General features: G+C 65.0%; 10 protein-coding genes and 1 rRNA gene. 3 read left to right on the top strand and 8 right to left on the bottom strand.

Features of this window, described 5'->3' with window-relative positions; all coding sequences use genetic code 11:
- Nucleotides 1-100: 100 nt before the first annotated feature.
- The 3 genes from HBF32_RS17640 to HBF32_RS17630 form a co-directional block, all read right to left on the bottom strand.
- Nucleotides 101-961, bottom strand: coding sequence for a DUF1481 domain-containing protein (locus HBF32_RS17640; protein ID WP_166701124.1), 861 nt, complete (start codon nt 959-961; stop codon nt 101-103).
- A 315-nt stretch (nt 962-1,276) separates the two neighbouring features.
- Complete coding sequence (locus tag HBF32_RS17635; protein ID WP_166701123.1) at nt 1,277-4,318, bottom strand: TonB-dependent receptor; 3,042 nt, start codon at nt 4,316-4,318, stop codon at nt 1,277-1,279.
- Nucleotides 4,319-4,812: 494 nt separating this feature from the next.
- Nucleotides 4,813-7,854 carry a TonB-dependent receptor gene (locus HBF32_RS17630; RefSeq protein WP_166701122.1) on the bottom strand — a complete coding sequence of 1,014 codons (3,042 nt, stop codon included), beginning with the start codon at nt 7,852-7,854 and terminating at the stop codon, nt 4,813-4,815.
- A 542-nt stretch (nt 7,855-8,396) separates the two neighbouring features.
- Here HBF32_RS17630 and HBF32_RS17625 point away from each other — a divergent pair.
- Nucleotides 8,397-8,984 (top strand): helix-turn-helix domain-containing protein, encoded by a 588-nt coding sequence (locus HBF32_RS17625; protein ID WP_240148053.1) that lies wholly within the window; start codon nt 8,397-8,399, stop codon nt 8,982-8,984.
- Between the two features lie 87 nt (nt 8,985-9,071).
- Here HBF32_RS17625 and glyS read toward each other — a convergent pair whose 3' ends face one another.
- The gene (glyS, locus tag HBF32_RS17620) at nt 9,072-11,216 is read right to left on the bottom strand and encodes a glycine--tRNA ligase subunit beta (protein WP_166701121.1); all 2,145 of its coding nucleotides are present in this window, start codon (nt 11,214-11,216) and stop codon (nt 9,072-9,074) included.
- Entirely contained in the window at nt 11,206-12,120 is a 915-nt protein-coding gene (glyQ, locus tag HBF32_RS17615) for a glycine--tRNA ligase subunit alpha (RefSeq protein WP_166701120.1), read from the bottom strand. The genes glyS and glyQ overlap by 11 nt, the downstream gene beginning before the upstream one ends.
- 66 nt (nt 12,121-12,186) lie before the next feature.
- Here glyQ and tfpB point away from each other — a divergent pair, with 66 nt between their 5' ends.
- Together tfpB and HBF32_RS17605 are read left to right on the top strand one after the other, a co-directional pair.
- Nucleotides 12,187-14,001 (top strand): type IV pilus assembly ATPase TfpB, encoded by a 1,815-nt coding sequence (gene tfpB, locus HBF32_RS17610; RefSeq protein WP_166701119.1) that lies wholly within the window; start codon nt 12,187-12,189, stop codon nt 13,999-14,001.
- Complete coding sequence (locus HBF32_RS17605) at nt 13,998-14,735, top strand: glutamine amidotransferase (protein ID WP_166701118.1); 738 nt, start codon at nt 13,998-14,000, stop codon at nt 14,733-14,735. Before tfpB ends, HBF32_RS17605 begins: the two co-directional genes overlap by 4 nt.
- Here the strand turns inward: HBF32_RS17605 and HBF32_RS17600 are convergent.
- The 3 genes from HBF32_RS17600 to rrf all read right to left on the bottom strand — a co-directional run.
- Nucleotides 14,724-15,407, bottom strand: a complete 684-nt coding sequence (locus HBF32_RS17600) for a rhomboid family intramembrane serine protease (RefSeq protein ID WP_166701117.1) — start codon at nt 15,405-15,407, stop codon at nt 14,724-14,726. The two genes, HBF32_RS17605 and HBF32_RS17600, sit on opposite strands and share 12 nt — an antisense overlap.
- 2 nt (nt 15,408-15,409) lie before the next feature.
- The gene (locus tag HBF32_RS17595; protein WP_166701116.1) at nt 15,410-17,017 is read right to left on the bottom strand and encodes an ExeA family protein; all 1,608 of its coding nucleotides are present in this window, start codon (nt 17,015-17,017) and stop codon (nt 15,410-15,412) included.
- Nucleotides 17,018-17,210: 193 nt separating this feature from the next.
- Nucleotides 17,211-17,288: ribosomal RNA gene (gene rrf / locus HBF32_RS19750) — 5S ribosomal RNA — on the bottom strand; the annotation flags it as partial.

The following is a 17,288-nucleotide window of genomic DNA, read 5'->3' as shown; positions in this document are numbered from 1 at the left end:
GCGAAGGCAGGAGCCCAGCGACGCCATCCGGTACGCGTAACAGCACCAAAAAAAACGCCGGCATATGCCGGCGTTTTTCTTTGCTCCAAGAGGGACGGTTTTACTTCTTGCCGCCCGCCTTCGCATACATGGCCTCGGCTTGCTTCTTCAGGCTGTTCGCGTCGTCTTCGGACAGCACGTCGACCTTGCCACCGGCTTCGTTCTGCTTGAGCACCAGTTCACCCGCATCGTTCCAGCCCGCGCGCTCGATCGAGTTCGGCTTCGCGTCCTTGCTGGACTTCTTTTCCTGCACGATGACCCAGGGCTTGCCGTCCTTGTAGGCATAGTTGGTGGAGGTGAAACCCTTGTCGCCGTAGTCGACCAGTTCGATCACGAACTGGACGTCCTTGCCCTTGCGGAAGATCTGCCAGCCGCGCGACTCGCCTTCCTTCAGCGCCGTGCCCTGGGTGACCTTCATGCCACCGATATTCTTCTTGAGGGTGTTGTAGCCGGCCAGTTCCTTCTCGCCCGGCGTGGCTTCGCCCACGAGCTGGATGGTGACGGCATTCTTCGCGCCCTTGGTCAGCACCGGCGTCTTCAGCGGCGACGAGTAATGGCGCTCGCCGTCCTGCAGGGAGACGTCGACGATGTACATGTCGTTCGGATTGACGTCCGACGCACTGAAGTCCAGCTGGAACGACTGCGGCATGGCGACCGGCGCGATCGTCTTGGCGGCCAACGGCTGCGAGCCTTCGGCGGACACGTCGATCAGCTTGATGTCCAGCTTGGCATCCGGCCCGAGCTGGGCGCCGGCGTCGCGCAGGGAAATCGTGCCCGTGACCTGGTTCGCCGGAGCGGCGCTGGCGTTGCCGTCGGCCGTGGAAGCGGCGGCCGGCTGGCCGTTGGTGTCGGAGCCGCCGCTGCAACCGGCGAGGGCCGCCAGCGCGGCCACGGATGCGAGCGACAAGATAATCCTGCGCATGGTCGAACCTCGTAACGAATGGAATGGTCGTGGGTCACGGAAGATACGCACGCGCATGGCGCACCGGAACTTCCGGGGGGAACCTAGGAGGATACCGGCAAATGCGCCTTCAGAAAAGTCAAGTGACGAACTAGGCACGAACGACTTTTCCGAGCGGGCTGGAAAGCTGCCAGTCAGACTTGCCGAAAACCGGCAATAGCCTGAATTTGTAAACATTTTCCTGACCTTAACAACAGAAACGCCACCCGAAGGTGGCGTTCTGCAGGTCTAACCCCACGCTCTGAAGAGCGTGGGGCCGAACTCGACTTCGCTGGATCAGAAGTCGTAGGTGATGCCGAAGCGAGCGTAGCGCGGCGTGGTCTGGAACAGCGCCGTGCGGTAGTTCGGATCCGGCTTGGCGGACTGGCCAGCCTGCGGGTACGTCGCCAGACGCTCACGCGTGTTGAACACGTTGAACACGGTGACGTTGAAGGCAAGCTTCTTGTCGGCCCACTGCGGACGGTACTCGGCGCTCAGGTCCATGAGCCAGGTCCACGGATTGTGGCCCGCAGCACCCGGAGCCGACGGCTGACCGTAGCAGTAGTGGTAGTACGAGCCGTAACCGGTCGGGTTGGTCTCATTCTCGCCGTAGTAGCCGATGCACGACTTCGGCGCGCCCGAGGCGACCGTGAGGTTGCCCGAGAGCATCCACTCGTCCGTCAGCTGGTACGAACCGTAGGCCTTGATGACATGCTTGCGGCTGTTAGACAGCTCGCCGCCCGCGTACTCCATGAACTGCGGGAAGTCCCAGTCGACCGTTGCGGAGACGTCGGTCTGGCCGATGTCCGAACGCACCTGGCCTTCCGAGTTACCGTAGCTCTTCGAGTACAGGTAATCGAACTTGCCGTACCACTTGCCGTCGAACGGGTGCTCGAGGTACATCTCGAGGCCGTAGTAGTTGCGCTTGAGCTGCGGGAACCCGAAGTCAGCGTTCGTGACGTGAGCGGTGTAGTAGCCGCCGGTGGTGCTCGGCACCACGAAGTCCGAAGCGCGTCCCGGGTTGAACAGGTAGCTGCCCTGGATCGGTCCAATCGTAGCCGGATCCACACCCTGGCGGATCAGTGCGTTACGGATCGTATCGGTGTCGCCGACATCGTCGATCGCGTTGCGCAGCTTGCGCACAGTGGCCTTCGCACCGTAGACCCACTTGTCGCCCAGCGTCTTGTCAAAGCCGAGGATGAACTCATCCTGGTACTCCGACTTCAGGCTGGTGGAAGCAGCAGTCTTCGGGTCGCGCGGCTGGCCGTATTCGCGGTTCGAGGAGATCGGACCGCCCGTGGCGGAAGCGATCGGCGTAAGACCGGTCGGCACGCCGTTCGGATCAATACCCGTGTAGGTGAAGTACTCGCGGGTGAACAGCGACGAGCCCGCCGAACGAAGTGCCACACTCGCCGGCATGGCGAGGTAATAGCGACCGGCATTGGCGTAGATCTTCAGGCTGGAATCGCCATTCACGTCCCAGGTGGCACCCAGGCGCGGGGCCCACTGCGGGCTGGTCAGGCGGATGTAAGGCTGGCTGACGCCATTGTAGTTGGTGAACTGGTCGTTACGCAGGCCGATCTTGACCAGCCAGCGATCATTCACCTGCCACGAATCTTCGAGGTACTGGGCGCGCTGCTTTACGCGAACCGATGCCTGCGTATCGTAGATGTACCGATCGACAAAGTAACCTTTGCCACCCGGGGCAGCCACATATGACGGATCGCTGGGGCTTTCGCCGGCGATCAGTTCGTTCGGATCCTGCGCACCGTACTCCCAGGCGTAGCCCGGGCCAGAAGTGGTCTGACCATCGTTGATGTCATGAACGTTCTGGTTGTCGATACCGGCGGTGATCGTGTGATCGCCGATGTGGTAGCTGAGGTCGACACGCAGGTTCGTGTTAGTCGACTTGTGGTTCTGGGTGTAGCGCCTCGTGCTCGGATTGTTGCTGGTGATCGGCGTACCACCGTTCAGCGCCGGATCCTGGTTGGTCGGCGTGATGATGTGCGCGTCGGTGGCTTCCGGCAGTTCGCTGTAGTACGTGCCCTTCATCTTGCCGTACAGCACGCTGAGGGTCAGGTCGTCGGTGATGTAGCTGGTGAACTTGGCGGTGTAGAGGCTCGCACCCGTCTTGTTCAGGGGGTTGCCCGACGTGTCTTTGCTCACATAGTCGCCGCGGGTCAACGTGTTGTAATCGAAGTTGTAGACATTGGCGTCGTAGCTCTGCTTGTTCTGCGCGCCGGTGACTTCGAGGATGTTGCTGTCGTTGATGTTCCAGTCGATCTTGCCGTAGTACTTCGGATTACGGTACGAGCGATCGCGATAGCTCGGAGAATCCTGGTCGGTATAACGGTCCTGCTCGACACGCTCCTGCTCGGCAGCCAGGAAGATGTAAAGCTTGTCCTTGATCAGCGGACCACCCACGTAGGCCGACTCGACCGTACGCATCTGGGTGTCTTTCTTGTTGTAGTTGAAGATCTCGCCCGCCGTGGTGCCCGCGGTGGAGATGATGTAATGGTCGTTGCCTGGGGTCGAGCGGGTGCCGCGCGGCTCCCACAGGACCTGCGCACCGAAGTGCCATTCGTTGGTGCCGCGCTTGCCGACCTGGCTGATCACGCCGCCGGCCGAACGGCCGTAAGCGGCGCCGTAGCCGCCGGCCAGCACTTCCTGCTGGTCGATTGCGCCGTACGGCAGGGTGATGCCGCCGAAGCCGCTGAGCGGATCGGTGGTGTTGAAGCCGTTGATGTAATACGCGTTCTCAGTGACCGAACCGCCGCCGATCGAGACGAGGGCGTTGCCGGTCGGGCCGGAGAAGTAACCGCTACCCGAGACAGCACCCGGCGCCAGCAGCGCGATGGACTCGGCGGTGCGAGCCAGCGGCAGCTTGGCCAGCTGCTCGGAGGTGATGACGGTGCGCGAGTCGACGGTCGAGACGTCGACCGGCGGCAGGCTGTTCGCCGTGACGGTGACCGACTCGAGCGACTGGGCATTGCCGGCGGTAGCCGGAGCGACGAACGAAACGTCCGAACCCTTGCCGACGGTGAGGCTCACGTTCTTGCGCGAATCGACGACGGCGCCGCCCTGCTTGAGGTCGACGTTGTAGCTGCCGACCGGCAGGTTGTTGAACTGGTAGCGGCCCGACGCGTCGACCGTCGTTTCGCGGGTGATACCCGTGGAACCGCTGATCTGCACGGTGTCGCCAGGCGTGGCGGTACCGAAGATGTTACCGGTGGTCGACTGGGCCAGAACGACGCCCGTGCCGCCGAGACCGATCGCGAGGGCCAAAGCCAACGCGGAGTGACGCAGGACGGATGCCTGCCGGATGCTGCGAGAACTCATTGCAAATCTCCCCAGATCAGCCCGAACCGGGCCTGAAAACGAGCAAAAACCGACCGAAGCCGGAAAAAAAGTGACTCGCTCGGTTGCACGTCGCGGGGAAATCTCGCCATGGCGCGTCCTCTCTCCCAGAGTGGTGCGCCGCCCCCGTGACTTGCATCCGACAAGCCGTGGACTTGCTGTACCGAATCCTTCCGCATGGGTCGCGCGAAGGGTCGTCCAGAATCGTCGACGCCGAATCTAGGCGTACGCCGAGTCCCGTGTCAACAAATTATTTACACAGGATCGGCGCTTTTTCTTACGTTTTGCCCGGCAATTGCCTCTTGCAACCGCCGGAAATCTGGGGGTTTTTGCTTAGAAGTGAAACAGTTCCGTCAAAAAAGCGCCCCCGGCCGGGAGGCAAGGGGCGATCTGGGGAGGCATGTTGCCTTTGCCTCGGGAGCCGTCCTTTGCTCCCGGGGCCTTCTCTTGTTGTAGCTGTACCAGCGGTTGCCCTATCAGAAGTCGTAAGTGATACCAAAGCGGGCATAACGAGGCGTGGTCTGGTAGAGCGGTACGCCATAACGGGCGTTCGGCTCGTCCGTGCTGCCACGGATCGGATAGATCTGGGTTTCCTTGCGCTGGTTGAGCAGGTTGAAGACCGTGACGTTGAAGGCCAGCTTGCTGTCGGCCCACACCGGACGGTATTCGATCGCACCCGTGACGATATAGGTCCACGGATTGTGGCCGGCCTTGCCCGGAGGCGACGGACGACCTTCGCACCAGTGGTAGAAGGAGCCGTAGCCGAGGTTCGGGTTGGTTTCATCCGGGCCGAAGAAGCCGAGGCAGCTCTTCGGCGCGCCGGACGAAATCAGGGCGTTGGCCGAGACCATCCATTCCGGTGCCAGCTGGTACGAACCGTAGATCTTGAACTGGTGCTTGCGGCTGTTCGCCAGTTCGCCGTTCGAATACTGCATGACCTCGTTGTAGTCCCAGTCCACCGTCGCCGAAACCGTGTCCTGACGGATGTCGGAGCGAACCTGGCCTTCCGAGTTGCCATAGCTCTTCGAATACAGGTAGTCGAAGCGAACCTGGTATTTCCCATCCCACGCATGGTCGAGGTACAGGTTCAGGCCGTAGTAGTTGCGCTTGGAATGCGGGAACCCGAAGTCCTCGTTGTTCATGTCGACGCTGTAATAGCCGCCGTTGAGGTTCGGGATGAGGAACGTGTTCGCGCGACCCGGGTTGAACAGGTAGCTGCCCTGGATGGCGCCGATCGTGTCGGGGTCGATGCCCAGGCGATCCATCTTGCGCAGGATCGCGTCGGAATCGCCGACATCGTCGATCGCGTTACGGAGCTTTCGCACCGTCGCCTTCGCACCGTAGGTCCACTTGTCCGTCAGCATCGCGTCGAAGCCGAGGATGAACTCGTCCTGGTACTCGGACTTGATGTGCGTGGCCGCGGCGGTCTTCGGATCGCGCGGGATGCCGTATTCGCGGTTGGCCGAGATCGGACCGCCCGTGCTGCTGAAGATCGGCGTAAGACCGGTCGGAATACCGTTGGCATCGATGCCCGTGTAATTGAAGTACTCGCGCGTGTACAGCGAAGCACCCGCGGAGCGCAGTGCGACCGAGGCCGGCAGGGCCAGGAAGTAACGGCCCGCGTTGGCGTAGATCTTCAGGCTGGAGTCGCCGTTCACATCCCACGTGGCGCCGAGGCGGGGCGCCCACTGCGGCTTCTTCAGGCGCAGGTACGGCTCGCCGTTCTGGTTGTAGTTGGTGAACTGGTCGTTGCGCAGGCCGAGCTTCAACAGCCAGCGATCGCTCACCTGCCACGAATCCTCGATGTACTGCGCGCGCTGCGTCGTACGCACCGATGCCGCGGTGCTGTAGACGTAACGGGCGACGTAATAGCCCTCGCCGCCCGGCGGCGCGACATAGGCGCTGTCGGTCGGCGACGTGCCGATGATGGGCGTACCCGGCGGGGACTGGTTGTATTCCCAGGCATAACCCGGGCCCGACGTGGTGATACCGTCGTTCTGGTCGGACACCTTCTGGTTATCGATACCCGCGGTGATCGTGTGGTCGCCGATGTGGTAGCTGAGGTCGATACGCAGGTTGGTATTGGTCGACTTGTGGCGCGGGTCGGCGATCTGGGCCGAAGGATTCGCGTTGATGATCGGGGAACCGCCGTTGAGCGCCGGATTCTGGAAGGTCGGCGTCAGGATCGACGGCTGCGTGGTTTCACCCGCGGTCGCGGTGTAGTACGTGCCCTTCATCTTGCCGTAGAGGGCGGTAAGCGTCAGGTCGTCCGTGATGTAGCTGGTGAACTTCGCGGAGTACACGTCGGCACCCGACTTGTTCTGCGGTGCGCCGGCCGTGTCCTTGCCCACGAAGGCGCCGCGGGTACGGGTGTCGTAGTCGTACTCGAAGATCGACGCGTCGTAGTTCTGCTTGTTCGAGGCCCCCGTCAGTTCGAGGATGTTGCTGTCGTTGATGTTCCAGTCGATCTTGCCGTAGTACTTGGGATTGCGATAGTTCTGCTTGTAGACGAACGGCGCATTCACGTTCGTGATCTGCGAACCCTCGCGACGCTCCTGCTCGGCGGCGATGAAGACGTACAACGTATCCTTGATCAGCGGACCGCCCGCGTACGCGGAGTAGGTCGTGCGCCAGAGCTTGTCGCTTTCGTTACGGTCGAAGATCTGGCCGGCCCGCGAGCCTATCTTGCGATAGAAGTTCATCGGGTCGGCCTTGGTGCCGTTCGGCTCCCACAGGACCTGCCCGCCGAAGTGCCATTCGTTCGTACCGCGCTTGCCGACCTGGCTGAGCACGCCGCCGGACGAACGGCCATAGGCCGCGCCGTAGCCGCCGGCGAGGATTTCCTGCTGGTCGATGGCGCCGTACGGCAGGCTGATGCCGCCGAAACCACTGAGCGGGTCGGTCGTGTTGAAACCGTTGATGTAGTAGGCGTTCTCGGTGACCGCGCTGCCGGCGATCGAGACGAGGGCATTGCCGGTCGGACCGGTAAAGAACGAACTGCCGGCCACCGCGCCCGGCGCCAGCAGGGCGATCGCTTCCGCGGTACGCGCCAGCGGCAGCTTCGAAAGCTGCTCCGACGTGATCACGGTACGCGAGTCGACCGAGCTGACGTCGATGGACGGCAAGGCATTCGCCGACACCGTGACGCCCTCGAGGGTCGACGTTTCGGTCGTCGCGGCCGCACCGGTGAAACCGACTTCGGTACCCGCGCCCACGCGCAGGGTCACATTCGAGCGGGAATCGACACGGGCGCCGTCACGGTTCAGCGTGACCTCGTAATTGCCCAGGGGCAGTTGGCCGATCGTGTAGCGGCCGTCCGGATTGACGTTGACCGTGCGGGTGACGCCCGTATTGCTCGTCACGGTGACGGTCTGGCCGGCTCCCGCCGGTGCCTGACCGAAGATCGTACCGGTGGTTGCCTGGCCGAACACGGCGCCGGACACGGTACCGAGGCTGATCGCCAGGGCCAGTGCCGTTCGGCGGCCAAGCGACGTTGCGCGGAAATGACGTGAACTCATTGACTGCTTCTCCCCATGAAAAGCCGCGAATCGCAAGTTATTGCGACTAACGCGGCAAGCCGAACCCATTTCCCGACTGCTCGGGAATCGTTCTTTGCTTGGTCTTGGAAACTCTCCACAAAACAACGGAATCGTCGAAAGGATCCCGCCCCCGGGAACATCACCTTGTAGGTGATTGCCTACAGATATACGCGCGCCGTCATGGGCCCGCAATATGAAAAACTCACAGGTTTTTTACCTGTCTTCGCAACAACTTGCGTGACAATATCGTTTGTTCGAACACGGATTTTCTCGCCGCCGCAATGACTTAGAACGGGCGAGAAAGCATGACTTCCGGCACATATGGGACTTTTACCTAGGAAACGTTCCTAGTAGTTTTGGCGCCGGGTGCCGGGTTGCTAACACTGTTTTCCGGAAAGACGTCCAGAAAATCTCTCGACGAAAGGGTCGGGAAGGCAAATTCCTGTACACCGAACGATGGGCTCGCGCGTTGGTTCGCGAATCGCCGGGGGGCGGTCTTTTAATAACGAGGTTCCATTCGCATGAACGACAACTCACGGGAATCCGTCCTGGCCGAGGCCTCCCGCGGGGGACTGGACAGCACCCAGCCGGACGCCACGGTCGCGCCGTCTTCGTTCGCCAGCCGCGTGCGCGCCGTCATCAAGATGTCCGGCAGCGTGAGCGAGATCGCGCGCCGTTGCGGCTTCTCGGAAGGCGTGGTGCGCAGCTGGCGCGACGGCAACACCGATCCCTCGCGGGGCCGATGCGTCACGATGGCCAAGACGCTCGGACTCTCCCTGGTATGGCTGGCGGCCGGCGAAGGCCCGATGATGCTGGAAGGCTCGTCCGACGACACCGCTTCGCGGAGTGCCGACGTCCATGGCCGCGACGCGCAGGCCATGCGCCACACGACCCTCGATCCGACCCGTCTCGCCGCCGCCATGAAGCTGTTGCAGTCGGACATCGAGATGGCCGGCAGTCGCTTCTCCCCGGTGCGGCATGCCGACATGGTGGCGGAGATGTATTCGATCCTGGGCCGTTCGGGCGATGCCGATTACGCCGACCGCATGGTGGCCTTCCGGCGCACGCTGGTGTCGCGCATCCAGGAAGACCGGGGCGTGGCTGCCTGACACTGACTTGTGGGAGCCGCTATAGCGGCGAGAAGCCCATGGAGCGTGAAGCGGCGAGGCAGGTTGCCCTCGCCGCTGTGACGGCGCCTACAGCCGCGAGATGTCGGCGATCGCGCCGAAGCTCGCCTTGAGCTGGGCCAGCAGGGCCAGCCGGTTGGCACGTACGGCGGGATCGTCGGCATTCACGAGCACGTCGTCGAAGAAGCGGTCCACCGGCGCCTGCAATGCCGACAAGCGGGCCAGCGTGCCCGTGTAATCGCCGCTGGCCAGCAGGCCTCGCGTGTCCGTGCGCGCGGCATCCAGCGCCGCATGCAGCTCGCGCTCCGCGTCGAATTCGAAGTGCGCCGGATCCACCTCTCCCTTGATCGGCGCGGCGCCGGTTTCCTCGGCCTGCTTGCGCAGGATGTTCGCCACGCGCTTGTTCGCGGCCGCGAGGCTGGCGGCTTCGTCACGGCGGGAGAACTCGCCCACGGCACGTAGGCGACGGTCGAAGTCGGGCAGCGTGACAGGTGCCACGGCGAGCACGGATTCGAACTGATCGGGCGAGAAGCCCTGGTCCGCGTAATAGCCGCGCAGGCGATCGAGCACGAAGGCATGCACCTCGTCGCCCAGCTCGCGGCGGCGCGCCCCGATGTCGACGACCGGCGGCTTGCCGTCCTTGCCCGGTTTCACCCCGGCGACCAGGGCCGCTTCCGGCACCAGGTCGAAGGCCTCGGTCAACGCCGCCCGCAGGTCGATGTCCAGCCCGCCTTCGATGAGGCTGCGCGCCAGGCCGAGGGCTGCGCGGCGCAGCGCGAACGGGTCCTTGTTGCCGCTGGGCTTCAGGCCTACGGCGAAGATGCCGGCCAGGGTGTCCAGGCGCTCGGCCACGGCAAGCACCCTGCCCACGGCATCCGCGGCGATGGCGTCGCCACCGAAGCGCGGCTGGTAGAAACTGTCGAGGGCGTCGGCCACCTCGGCCGCGATGCCCTGGCGGGTCGCGTAGTAACGGCCCATGACGCCTTGCAGTTCGGGGAACTCGCCGACCATGCGGGTGAGCAGGTCGCACTTCGCCAGTGCCGCGGCATGCGTGGCCTGGCCGGCGTCGACGCCGACGCGATTGGCGATGACACGCGCGAGTTCGGCGACGCGCACGGTCTTGTCCCACAGGCTGCCCAGCGACTGCTGGTAGGTGACGTTCTTGAGGCCTTCCTGGTAATCGGCAAGCGGCGTCTTGAGGTCCTCGTCCCAGAAGAACTTCGCATCGGCGAAGCGCGGGCGGGTCACGCGCTCGTAACCCTTGCGGATCTCGGCCGGGTCGCGGCTCTCGATATTGGCGATGCCGATGAAGTGCTCGGTGAGCCGGCCTTCGGCATCGAAGACCGGAACGAACTTCTGGTTGGTTTCCATCGTGGTCACCAGCGCTTCCGGCGGCACGTCGAGGAATGCGCGCTCGAAGGTGCAGGCAATGCCGACAGGCCATTCGGTGAGGTTGGCGATTTCATCGAGCAGACCGTCGGACAGGCGCGGTATGCCGCCGGTGGCGACGCGGGCCACTTCGTCGCGCACGCGCTGCCGGCGTGCCGCGGGATCGGCGAGCACGTGCGCGTGGCGCAAGGCGTCGAGCCAGCTGTCCGCGTCGGCCACGTGCACCGGCTTCGGGTGGTGGAAGCGGTGCCCGTTGCTGAGGCGGCCGCTCTTCAGGCCCAGCACCTCGCCCTCCACGATGTCGGCGCCATGCAGCATCGCCAGGGTATGCACCGGGCGCACGAAGCTTTCGTCGCGATCGCCCCAGCGCATGGCCTTGGGAATCGGGAGCGCTTTCAGCGCCTCGGCGACGATTTCGGGCAGCAGGGCCGCCGTGGGCTGACCCGCCTTCACGGCGCGAAACACGAACCAGGCACCCTTGTCGGTCTCGAGCTTTTCCAGCGCCGTCACGTCGACACCGCAGGACTGCGCGAAACCGAGCAGGGCCTTGCCGGGCTCGCCGTCGGGTCCTAGGCCGGCAGCCACCGCGGGACCGCGGCGTTCGACGGTCTGCTCGGGTTGCGCCACCGCGACGTTCGGAACGTGCACGGCGAGACGGCGCGGCGAGGCATACGCCTTCGCAGAGGCGTAATCCGCGGCGACGCCGCGCTTCTCCAGGCCTTCGACGACACCGCGCGCGAACGCGCCGGCGAGATCGTCGAGCGCCTTCGGCGGAAGTTCTTCCGTGCCCAGCTCGATGAGCAGCGGCAGTCGCTTATCGGCCATGGACGGCCTCCTTGTCTTTCTTCAGGCCTGGGAAGCCGAGCTTCTCGCGCTGTGCCACATAGGCCTCCGCGACGGCGCGGGCCAGCGTGCGCACGCGCAGGATGTAACGCTGGCGCTCGGTGACGCTGATCGCCCGGCGCGCATCGAGCAGATTGAACGCATGGCTGGCCTTGCATACCTGCTCGTAGGCGGGAAGCGGCAGGCCGGCGGCGATCAGCTTGCCGGCCTCGCCCTCGCACACGTCGAACCAGTGGAAGAGCTCGGCGACGTTGGCGTGTTCGAAGTTGTAGGTGCTCTGCTCCACTTCGTTCTGGTGGAACACGTCGCCGTAGGTCACCACGCCGTGCGGCGCGTGCGCCCAGACGATGTCGTAGATGCTGTCCACATTCTGCAGGTACATCACCAGGCGCTCGAGGCCATAGGTGATCTCGCCCGTGACGGGACGGCATTCCAGGCCGCCGGCCTGCTGGAAATAAGTGAACTGGGTGACCTCCATGCCGTTCAGCCAGACCTCCCAGCCGAGGCCCCAGGCGCCCAGCGTGGGCGACTCCCAGTTGTCTTCGACGAAGCGCAGGTCGTGCACCAGCGGATCGATGCCGAGTGCCTTCAGCGAACCGATGTAGCGCTCCAGGATGTCGTCCGGGTTCGGCTTCAGCACCACCTGGTACTGGTAGTAGTGCTGGAGGCGGTTCGGGTTGTCGCCATAGCGGCCATCCGTCGGCCGACGGCAGGGCTGCACGTAGGCGGCGGCCCAGGGTTCCGGTCCGAGCGAGCGGAGGAAGGTGGCCGGATGGAACGTACCCGCGCCGACCTCCGTATCGAGCGGCTGGACCAGCACGCAGCCCTGATCCGCCCAATAGCGGTTCAGGGTCTGGATCACGTCTTGGAAGGTGGGCGCGGACATGGTTCCCGGGTCCTTGAGAAAGCGGGCTAGTATAGCGGCGTGGCATTAACACAGGGTCGCAGGCTGATGGCAGTGAATCCGCAACCCGGCGCGCACCTCGGGCGCCGTGGCCGGCTGGAACTGGACGAGGTGCTCGCCTCCCTCGTCGTGGACGGTTACGTCACCGGGGAGGACGCGAAGCGGATCCGCATGGGCTCGCGCAGTGGCAAGTCGGCCATCGAACTGCACCCGCTCGTCCTGATCGCCAACGCCCGGCTCGAGAACCGCCGCGATCCCGGCCGCCCGCTGAGCCTCGAGGGGCTGGTGGAGTGGCTCGCCGGCAAGGCCGACCTGCCGTACCTCAAGATCGACCCGATGAAGGTGAACGTGGCCCAGGCCACGCAGGCCGTCAGCAACGCCTACGCGCAGCGCCACCGGATCCTGCCCGTCGCGGCCTCCGCGTCCGAGGTCACCTTCGCCACGGCGGAGCCATTCGACACGGGCTGGGCGAACGACCTCGCCCACATGCTCCGCCGCGACGTGCGCCGCGTGGTGTCGAATCCGATCGACATCAACCGCTACCTGCTCGAGTTCTACGGCGTGCAGCGCTCCATCCAGCTCGCCCAGGACGCCAAGGGAAACGAGCCCTCGAAGATCATCAACTTCGAGCAGCTGGTGGAACTGGGCAAGGCCGGCGAAGTGGGCGCCGACGACCGGCACGTCGTGCACATCGTCGACTGGCTGCTGCAGTACGCCTTCGAACAACGCGCCTCGGACATCCACCTCGAACCGCGCCGCGACGCCGGGCAGATGCGCTTCCGCATCGACGGCGTGATGCAGAAGGTCTTCGAACTGCCGCCGCCGGTGATGACCGCCGTGACCGCGCGCGTGAAGATCCTCTCGCGCATGGACGTGGCGGAGAAGCGTCGCCCGCAGGACGGTCGCATCAAGACCCGCTCGGCCGGCGGCCGCGAGGTGGAATTGCGTATCTCCACCATGCCCACCGCCTTCGGCGAGAAAGTGGTCATGCGTATCTTCGACCCCGACCTCGTGATGAAGGATTTCGCACAGCTGGGATTTTCCGCCGAGGAAGATCGCATCTGGCGCGGCATGGTGGAGCGCCCGCACGGCGTCGTGCTGGTCACCGGGCCCACCGGCTCGGGCAAGACCACCACGTTGTATTCCACGCTGAAGCACCTGGCCCGGCCGGAACTCAACGTCTGCACCGTCGAGGATCCGATCGAGATGGTTTCGCCGGACCTCAACCAGATGCAGGTGCAGCCGTCGATCGACCTGGACTTCGCCGCGGGCGTGCGCACGCTGCTGCGCCAGGACCCGGACATCATCATGATCGGCGAGATCCGCGATCTCGAAACCGCGCAGATGGCGGTGCAGGCGTCGCTCACCGGCCACCTCGTGCTGTCCACGCTGCACACGAACGATGCACCCAGCGCGGTGACCCGCCTGCTCGACCTGGGCGTGCCGCACTACCTCATCCAGTCCACCCTTGCCGGCGTGGTGGCGCAACGCCTGGTGCGCACGCTCTGCCCGCATTGCAAGACGGCGGCTTCCCAGGATCCGGACGCCTGGCGCGTGCTCACCCATGGCTGGGACATTCCGCTACCGGAGCGGGTATTCGAGCCGGTCGGCTGTCTCGAATGCCGCAAGACCGGGTTCCTGGGTCGTACCGGCGTCTACGAGATGATGCCGCTGTCCGCGCGCCTGCGCGGGCTCATCTCCTCCGAACTCGACCTTGGCCGGTTCGGCGGCGAAGCCCTTCGCGAAGGCATGAAACCCTTGCGCATCTCGGCGGCGATGCAGGTCGTCGCCGGCATCACCACCGTTCGGGAAGTGCTCAACGTGCTTCCGCCGACCGAGATCGACGAAACCACCCCATCATGAAGCCCGTCCTCATCGTCCGCACCGGCCGCGCCCCCGAGCCCATCAGCCACCGCCATGGGGATTTCCCCCGCTGGTTCCGCCTGGGACTCCGTCTGCGCGAAGCCCGCCTGCGCATCGTCGACGTCGAACACGGCGACGCCCTGCCCGATCCGGAAGCATGCGCGGGCGCGGTGATCACCGGCTCCGCGTCCATGGTCACGGAGAAGCTGCCGTGGAGCGAACGCACCGCGGGGTGGATCCGCAACGCGATGGACATCGACCTGCCGATGCTGGGCGTGTGCTATGGCCACCAGCTCATGTCGCACGCCCTCGGCGGTCGCGTCGATTACCTGCACGGCGGGCGCGAGATGGGCACGCTACGCATCGACACGCACGCGGACGCGGCGAAGGACGCGCTGGGCGTGGCCCTGCCCGCCTCGTTCCACGCGCACACGACGCACGAGCAAAGCGTGCTCGAACTGCCGCGCGGCGCGGTATCGCTGGCACGTTCCGATCGCGACCCGCACCATCTCGTGCGCTACGGCAGGCACGCCGTGAGCACGCAGTTCCATCCCGAGTTCTCCGCGGAAGTCATGCGGGCTTACATCCGGCGCAAACGGGAAGCGCTGGCGAACGAGGGTCATTCGCCGGAAGCGCTGCTGGCGGCGGTGGTGCCTACGCCTCACGCGGGGATGCTGCTGCGCGGCTTCGTGCGCGAGCACCTGCTGGCGCCGCGCGAGATGTCAGCCGCGTAAGCGGCGCGCGATCGCGCCGCGCGAGAACACGGCGAACACGATGCCGAACAGGAAGCCGCCGATGTGGGTCCACCACACGACGGCACCATAGCTGGCGCCCGCGTAGCTGAAGAGCAGTTGCACGAGCGCCCACATGCCGATCAGCACGAAAGCCGGTACGCGCACGAATTCCAGGTAAAGGCCCAGCGGCAGCACGAGGCCGAGCTTGGCCCGCGGGAACAGCGTGACGTAGGCCCCGACGACCGCGGAGACGGCACCGCTGCATCCGATGATCGCCACGCGGACACCGGTGAGCGATATGGCGCCGATGAGGTTCGCCACCATGCCGCCGAGCAGGAACAACAGCAGGAAGCGCGGCGAACCGAGGCTGCGTTCGGCAGGCAGGCTGAAGATCACCAGGAAGAGCAGGTTGCTGAGCAGGTGCAGCCAGCCGGCATGGATGAACGTGGCCGTGAACAGACGCAACAGGGCCGGATCGCTGATCTGCTCCAGGAACGGCAGGCCCGTGCCGAACAGGTGCGCGGGCACCGTGCCCCAGTGCAGCATGATCGAGGTGCGCTCGGCGCGACTGGTAAGGGCCAGTGCCACGAAGCAGACCACGCACACGATCACGACGAGCATCGTCGCCCAGCACAACCGCGAACGCCGGCGGGTATCGACGTGGACGAACATGCTCAGGGCACGCCGCGGGCGAGGTGCGGGCCTTCCGCTTCCAGCGAGGACAACGCGAACATGGTTTCCGGCCCGACCACACCGTCGGCGGCGATGCCGAAACGCTGCTGCACGCCGAGCACGCGGGCCTCCACCGAGCCGTCGAAACTCGTCGGACGGGCGGCCTTGGCCGTGCCGGACGCAGCGGGAGGAAGGCGGTCGAGGATCCAGTCCAGGCCATCGCCACTGTCGCCTCGCGAGAGCTTCGGCGGCATCGCCGGGTCCACGCGGAACACCGCGTAGAAGCGACCGTTCCATACGTGCTGGAAGGCTTCCCGCGTGAGTTCGACGTATTTCCCGCCGAGGTACAGACGCACGGCTTCCGTGCCCACGCCGACCAGCAGCACCTGCTGCTTCGCGTTGGCGTCGTCCAGTTCGAGGACGAGCGGGCGATCGAAGCGGGCGAGCTGGTCCAGCGTGCCGCGGCCGCTTACGCAAGCGAAGCCCGGAAAGATGGTCGCGTCGCAGTTGATCGCGTTGGCGACGGAGGTCTCTTTCGAGGTCACCTGCCAACGTGCCAGCAGCTCGCCCCAGACGCGCAGCTTGCCCACGTCCGGCGCCGGCAGCGCGTCGTGGAACTTGGCCAGCGCCTGTTCCGGGCTGACGGTCACAAGGTTCTTCGGTCGCGAGGGACTGTGACCGGTAAGGATCCAGGTGGCCACCCCGCCGACGAAGAGGATGGCGATCATGATGCCTATCGCCAGGATCGGCCGCCGGTAACGCCTCAGCCAATAGCGCGCATGCTGCGGCAGGGCCTCGCGGACGACGAAGCCGAGGGCCCGCTCGCCGATCGACTTCTCGCCGCGTTCGGCCGCGCGCTCCAGCGCGCGATGGGCCAGCGTGTTCAGCCGGCGCGGATTGCCTTGGCCGTCGTCGCGCAGGCTGCGCAGGCCGAGACGGCTGAAGGGCATTTGCGTGGTGCCGGCCACGTAGAGCCGATGACGGACGTAGCGCTCGCTCTCCTCCGCGTTCAGCGGGGCCAGCGGCAGGCGGCTGCGAATGTGGGCGGCCAGCGCCGGCGCGGCAGGTCCGGCCAGGCGCTCCCGTAGCGACGGTTCGCCGGCAAGGACGATGTGGAACGGTGCACCGGCCTTCTCGCAGGCTTCGAAGAGGCGCAGGACGATGGCGAGATCGTCGTCGGAAAGAGCCTGCGCGTCGTCGAGGATCCACAGGAAGCGATGGTTCACGTGGTGGGCAAGACGGCCGAGACCGGCCGCCAGGCCGTCGACGAGGTGGTCTTCGGTATTCGCATCGGCGCTGAGCGGCAGGGGCAGTCCGAAACCGGCGTAGAGGGCCCGGAGCCAGGCGACCGTCTCGAGCGCATAGTCGCCGGCGCCCTGCCGCACGGCGCGTACGCCATGGTTCGGCGCGTCCGCCTCGATCAGCATGCAGAGGAGCGTCTTCCCGATACCGCGCTCGCCGGTGACGAGGGTGACGCTGGAGGACGCGGCGCCGACCTCGTACTCCACGTGCGCCAGGATCTCGCGTTCGCGTGGAAACAGACACGCGAACCGCGGATCCGGTGCGTCGCCGAAAGGCGGTTCGCGAAGTCCGAAAGTCTGTAGATACATGGGCCTACTGTAGCCGATCGGCCGATGGCGGGTGCGGCGGATAAGGAAAAACGGATAAGAAAAAACCCGGCCTCATTCGAGACCGGGTTTTAGGATAAAGCCCCTGGCGGTGACCTGTTGCTGTGCGTGCCCGCTGGGCACGACAGCAAAGAAAAAACCCGGCCTCATTCGAGACCGGGTTTTAGGATAAAGCCCCTGGCGGTGACCTACTCTTGCATGGCTTGAGCCACACTACCATCGGCGCATGCGCGTTTCACTTCTGAGTTCGGGA

Origin of the sequence: Luteibacter yeojuensis, from assembly GCF_011742875.1 — a bacterium.
GTDB classification, from domain to species: Bacteria; Pseudomonadota; Gammaproteobacteria; order Xanthomonadales; family Rhodanobacteraceae; genus Luteibacter; species Luteibacter yeojuensis.
Note: the sequence above shows the minus strand (reverse complement) of the source record. Positions and strands in the feature narration are given on the sequence as shown.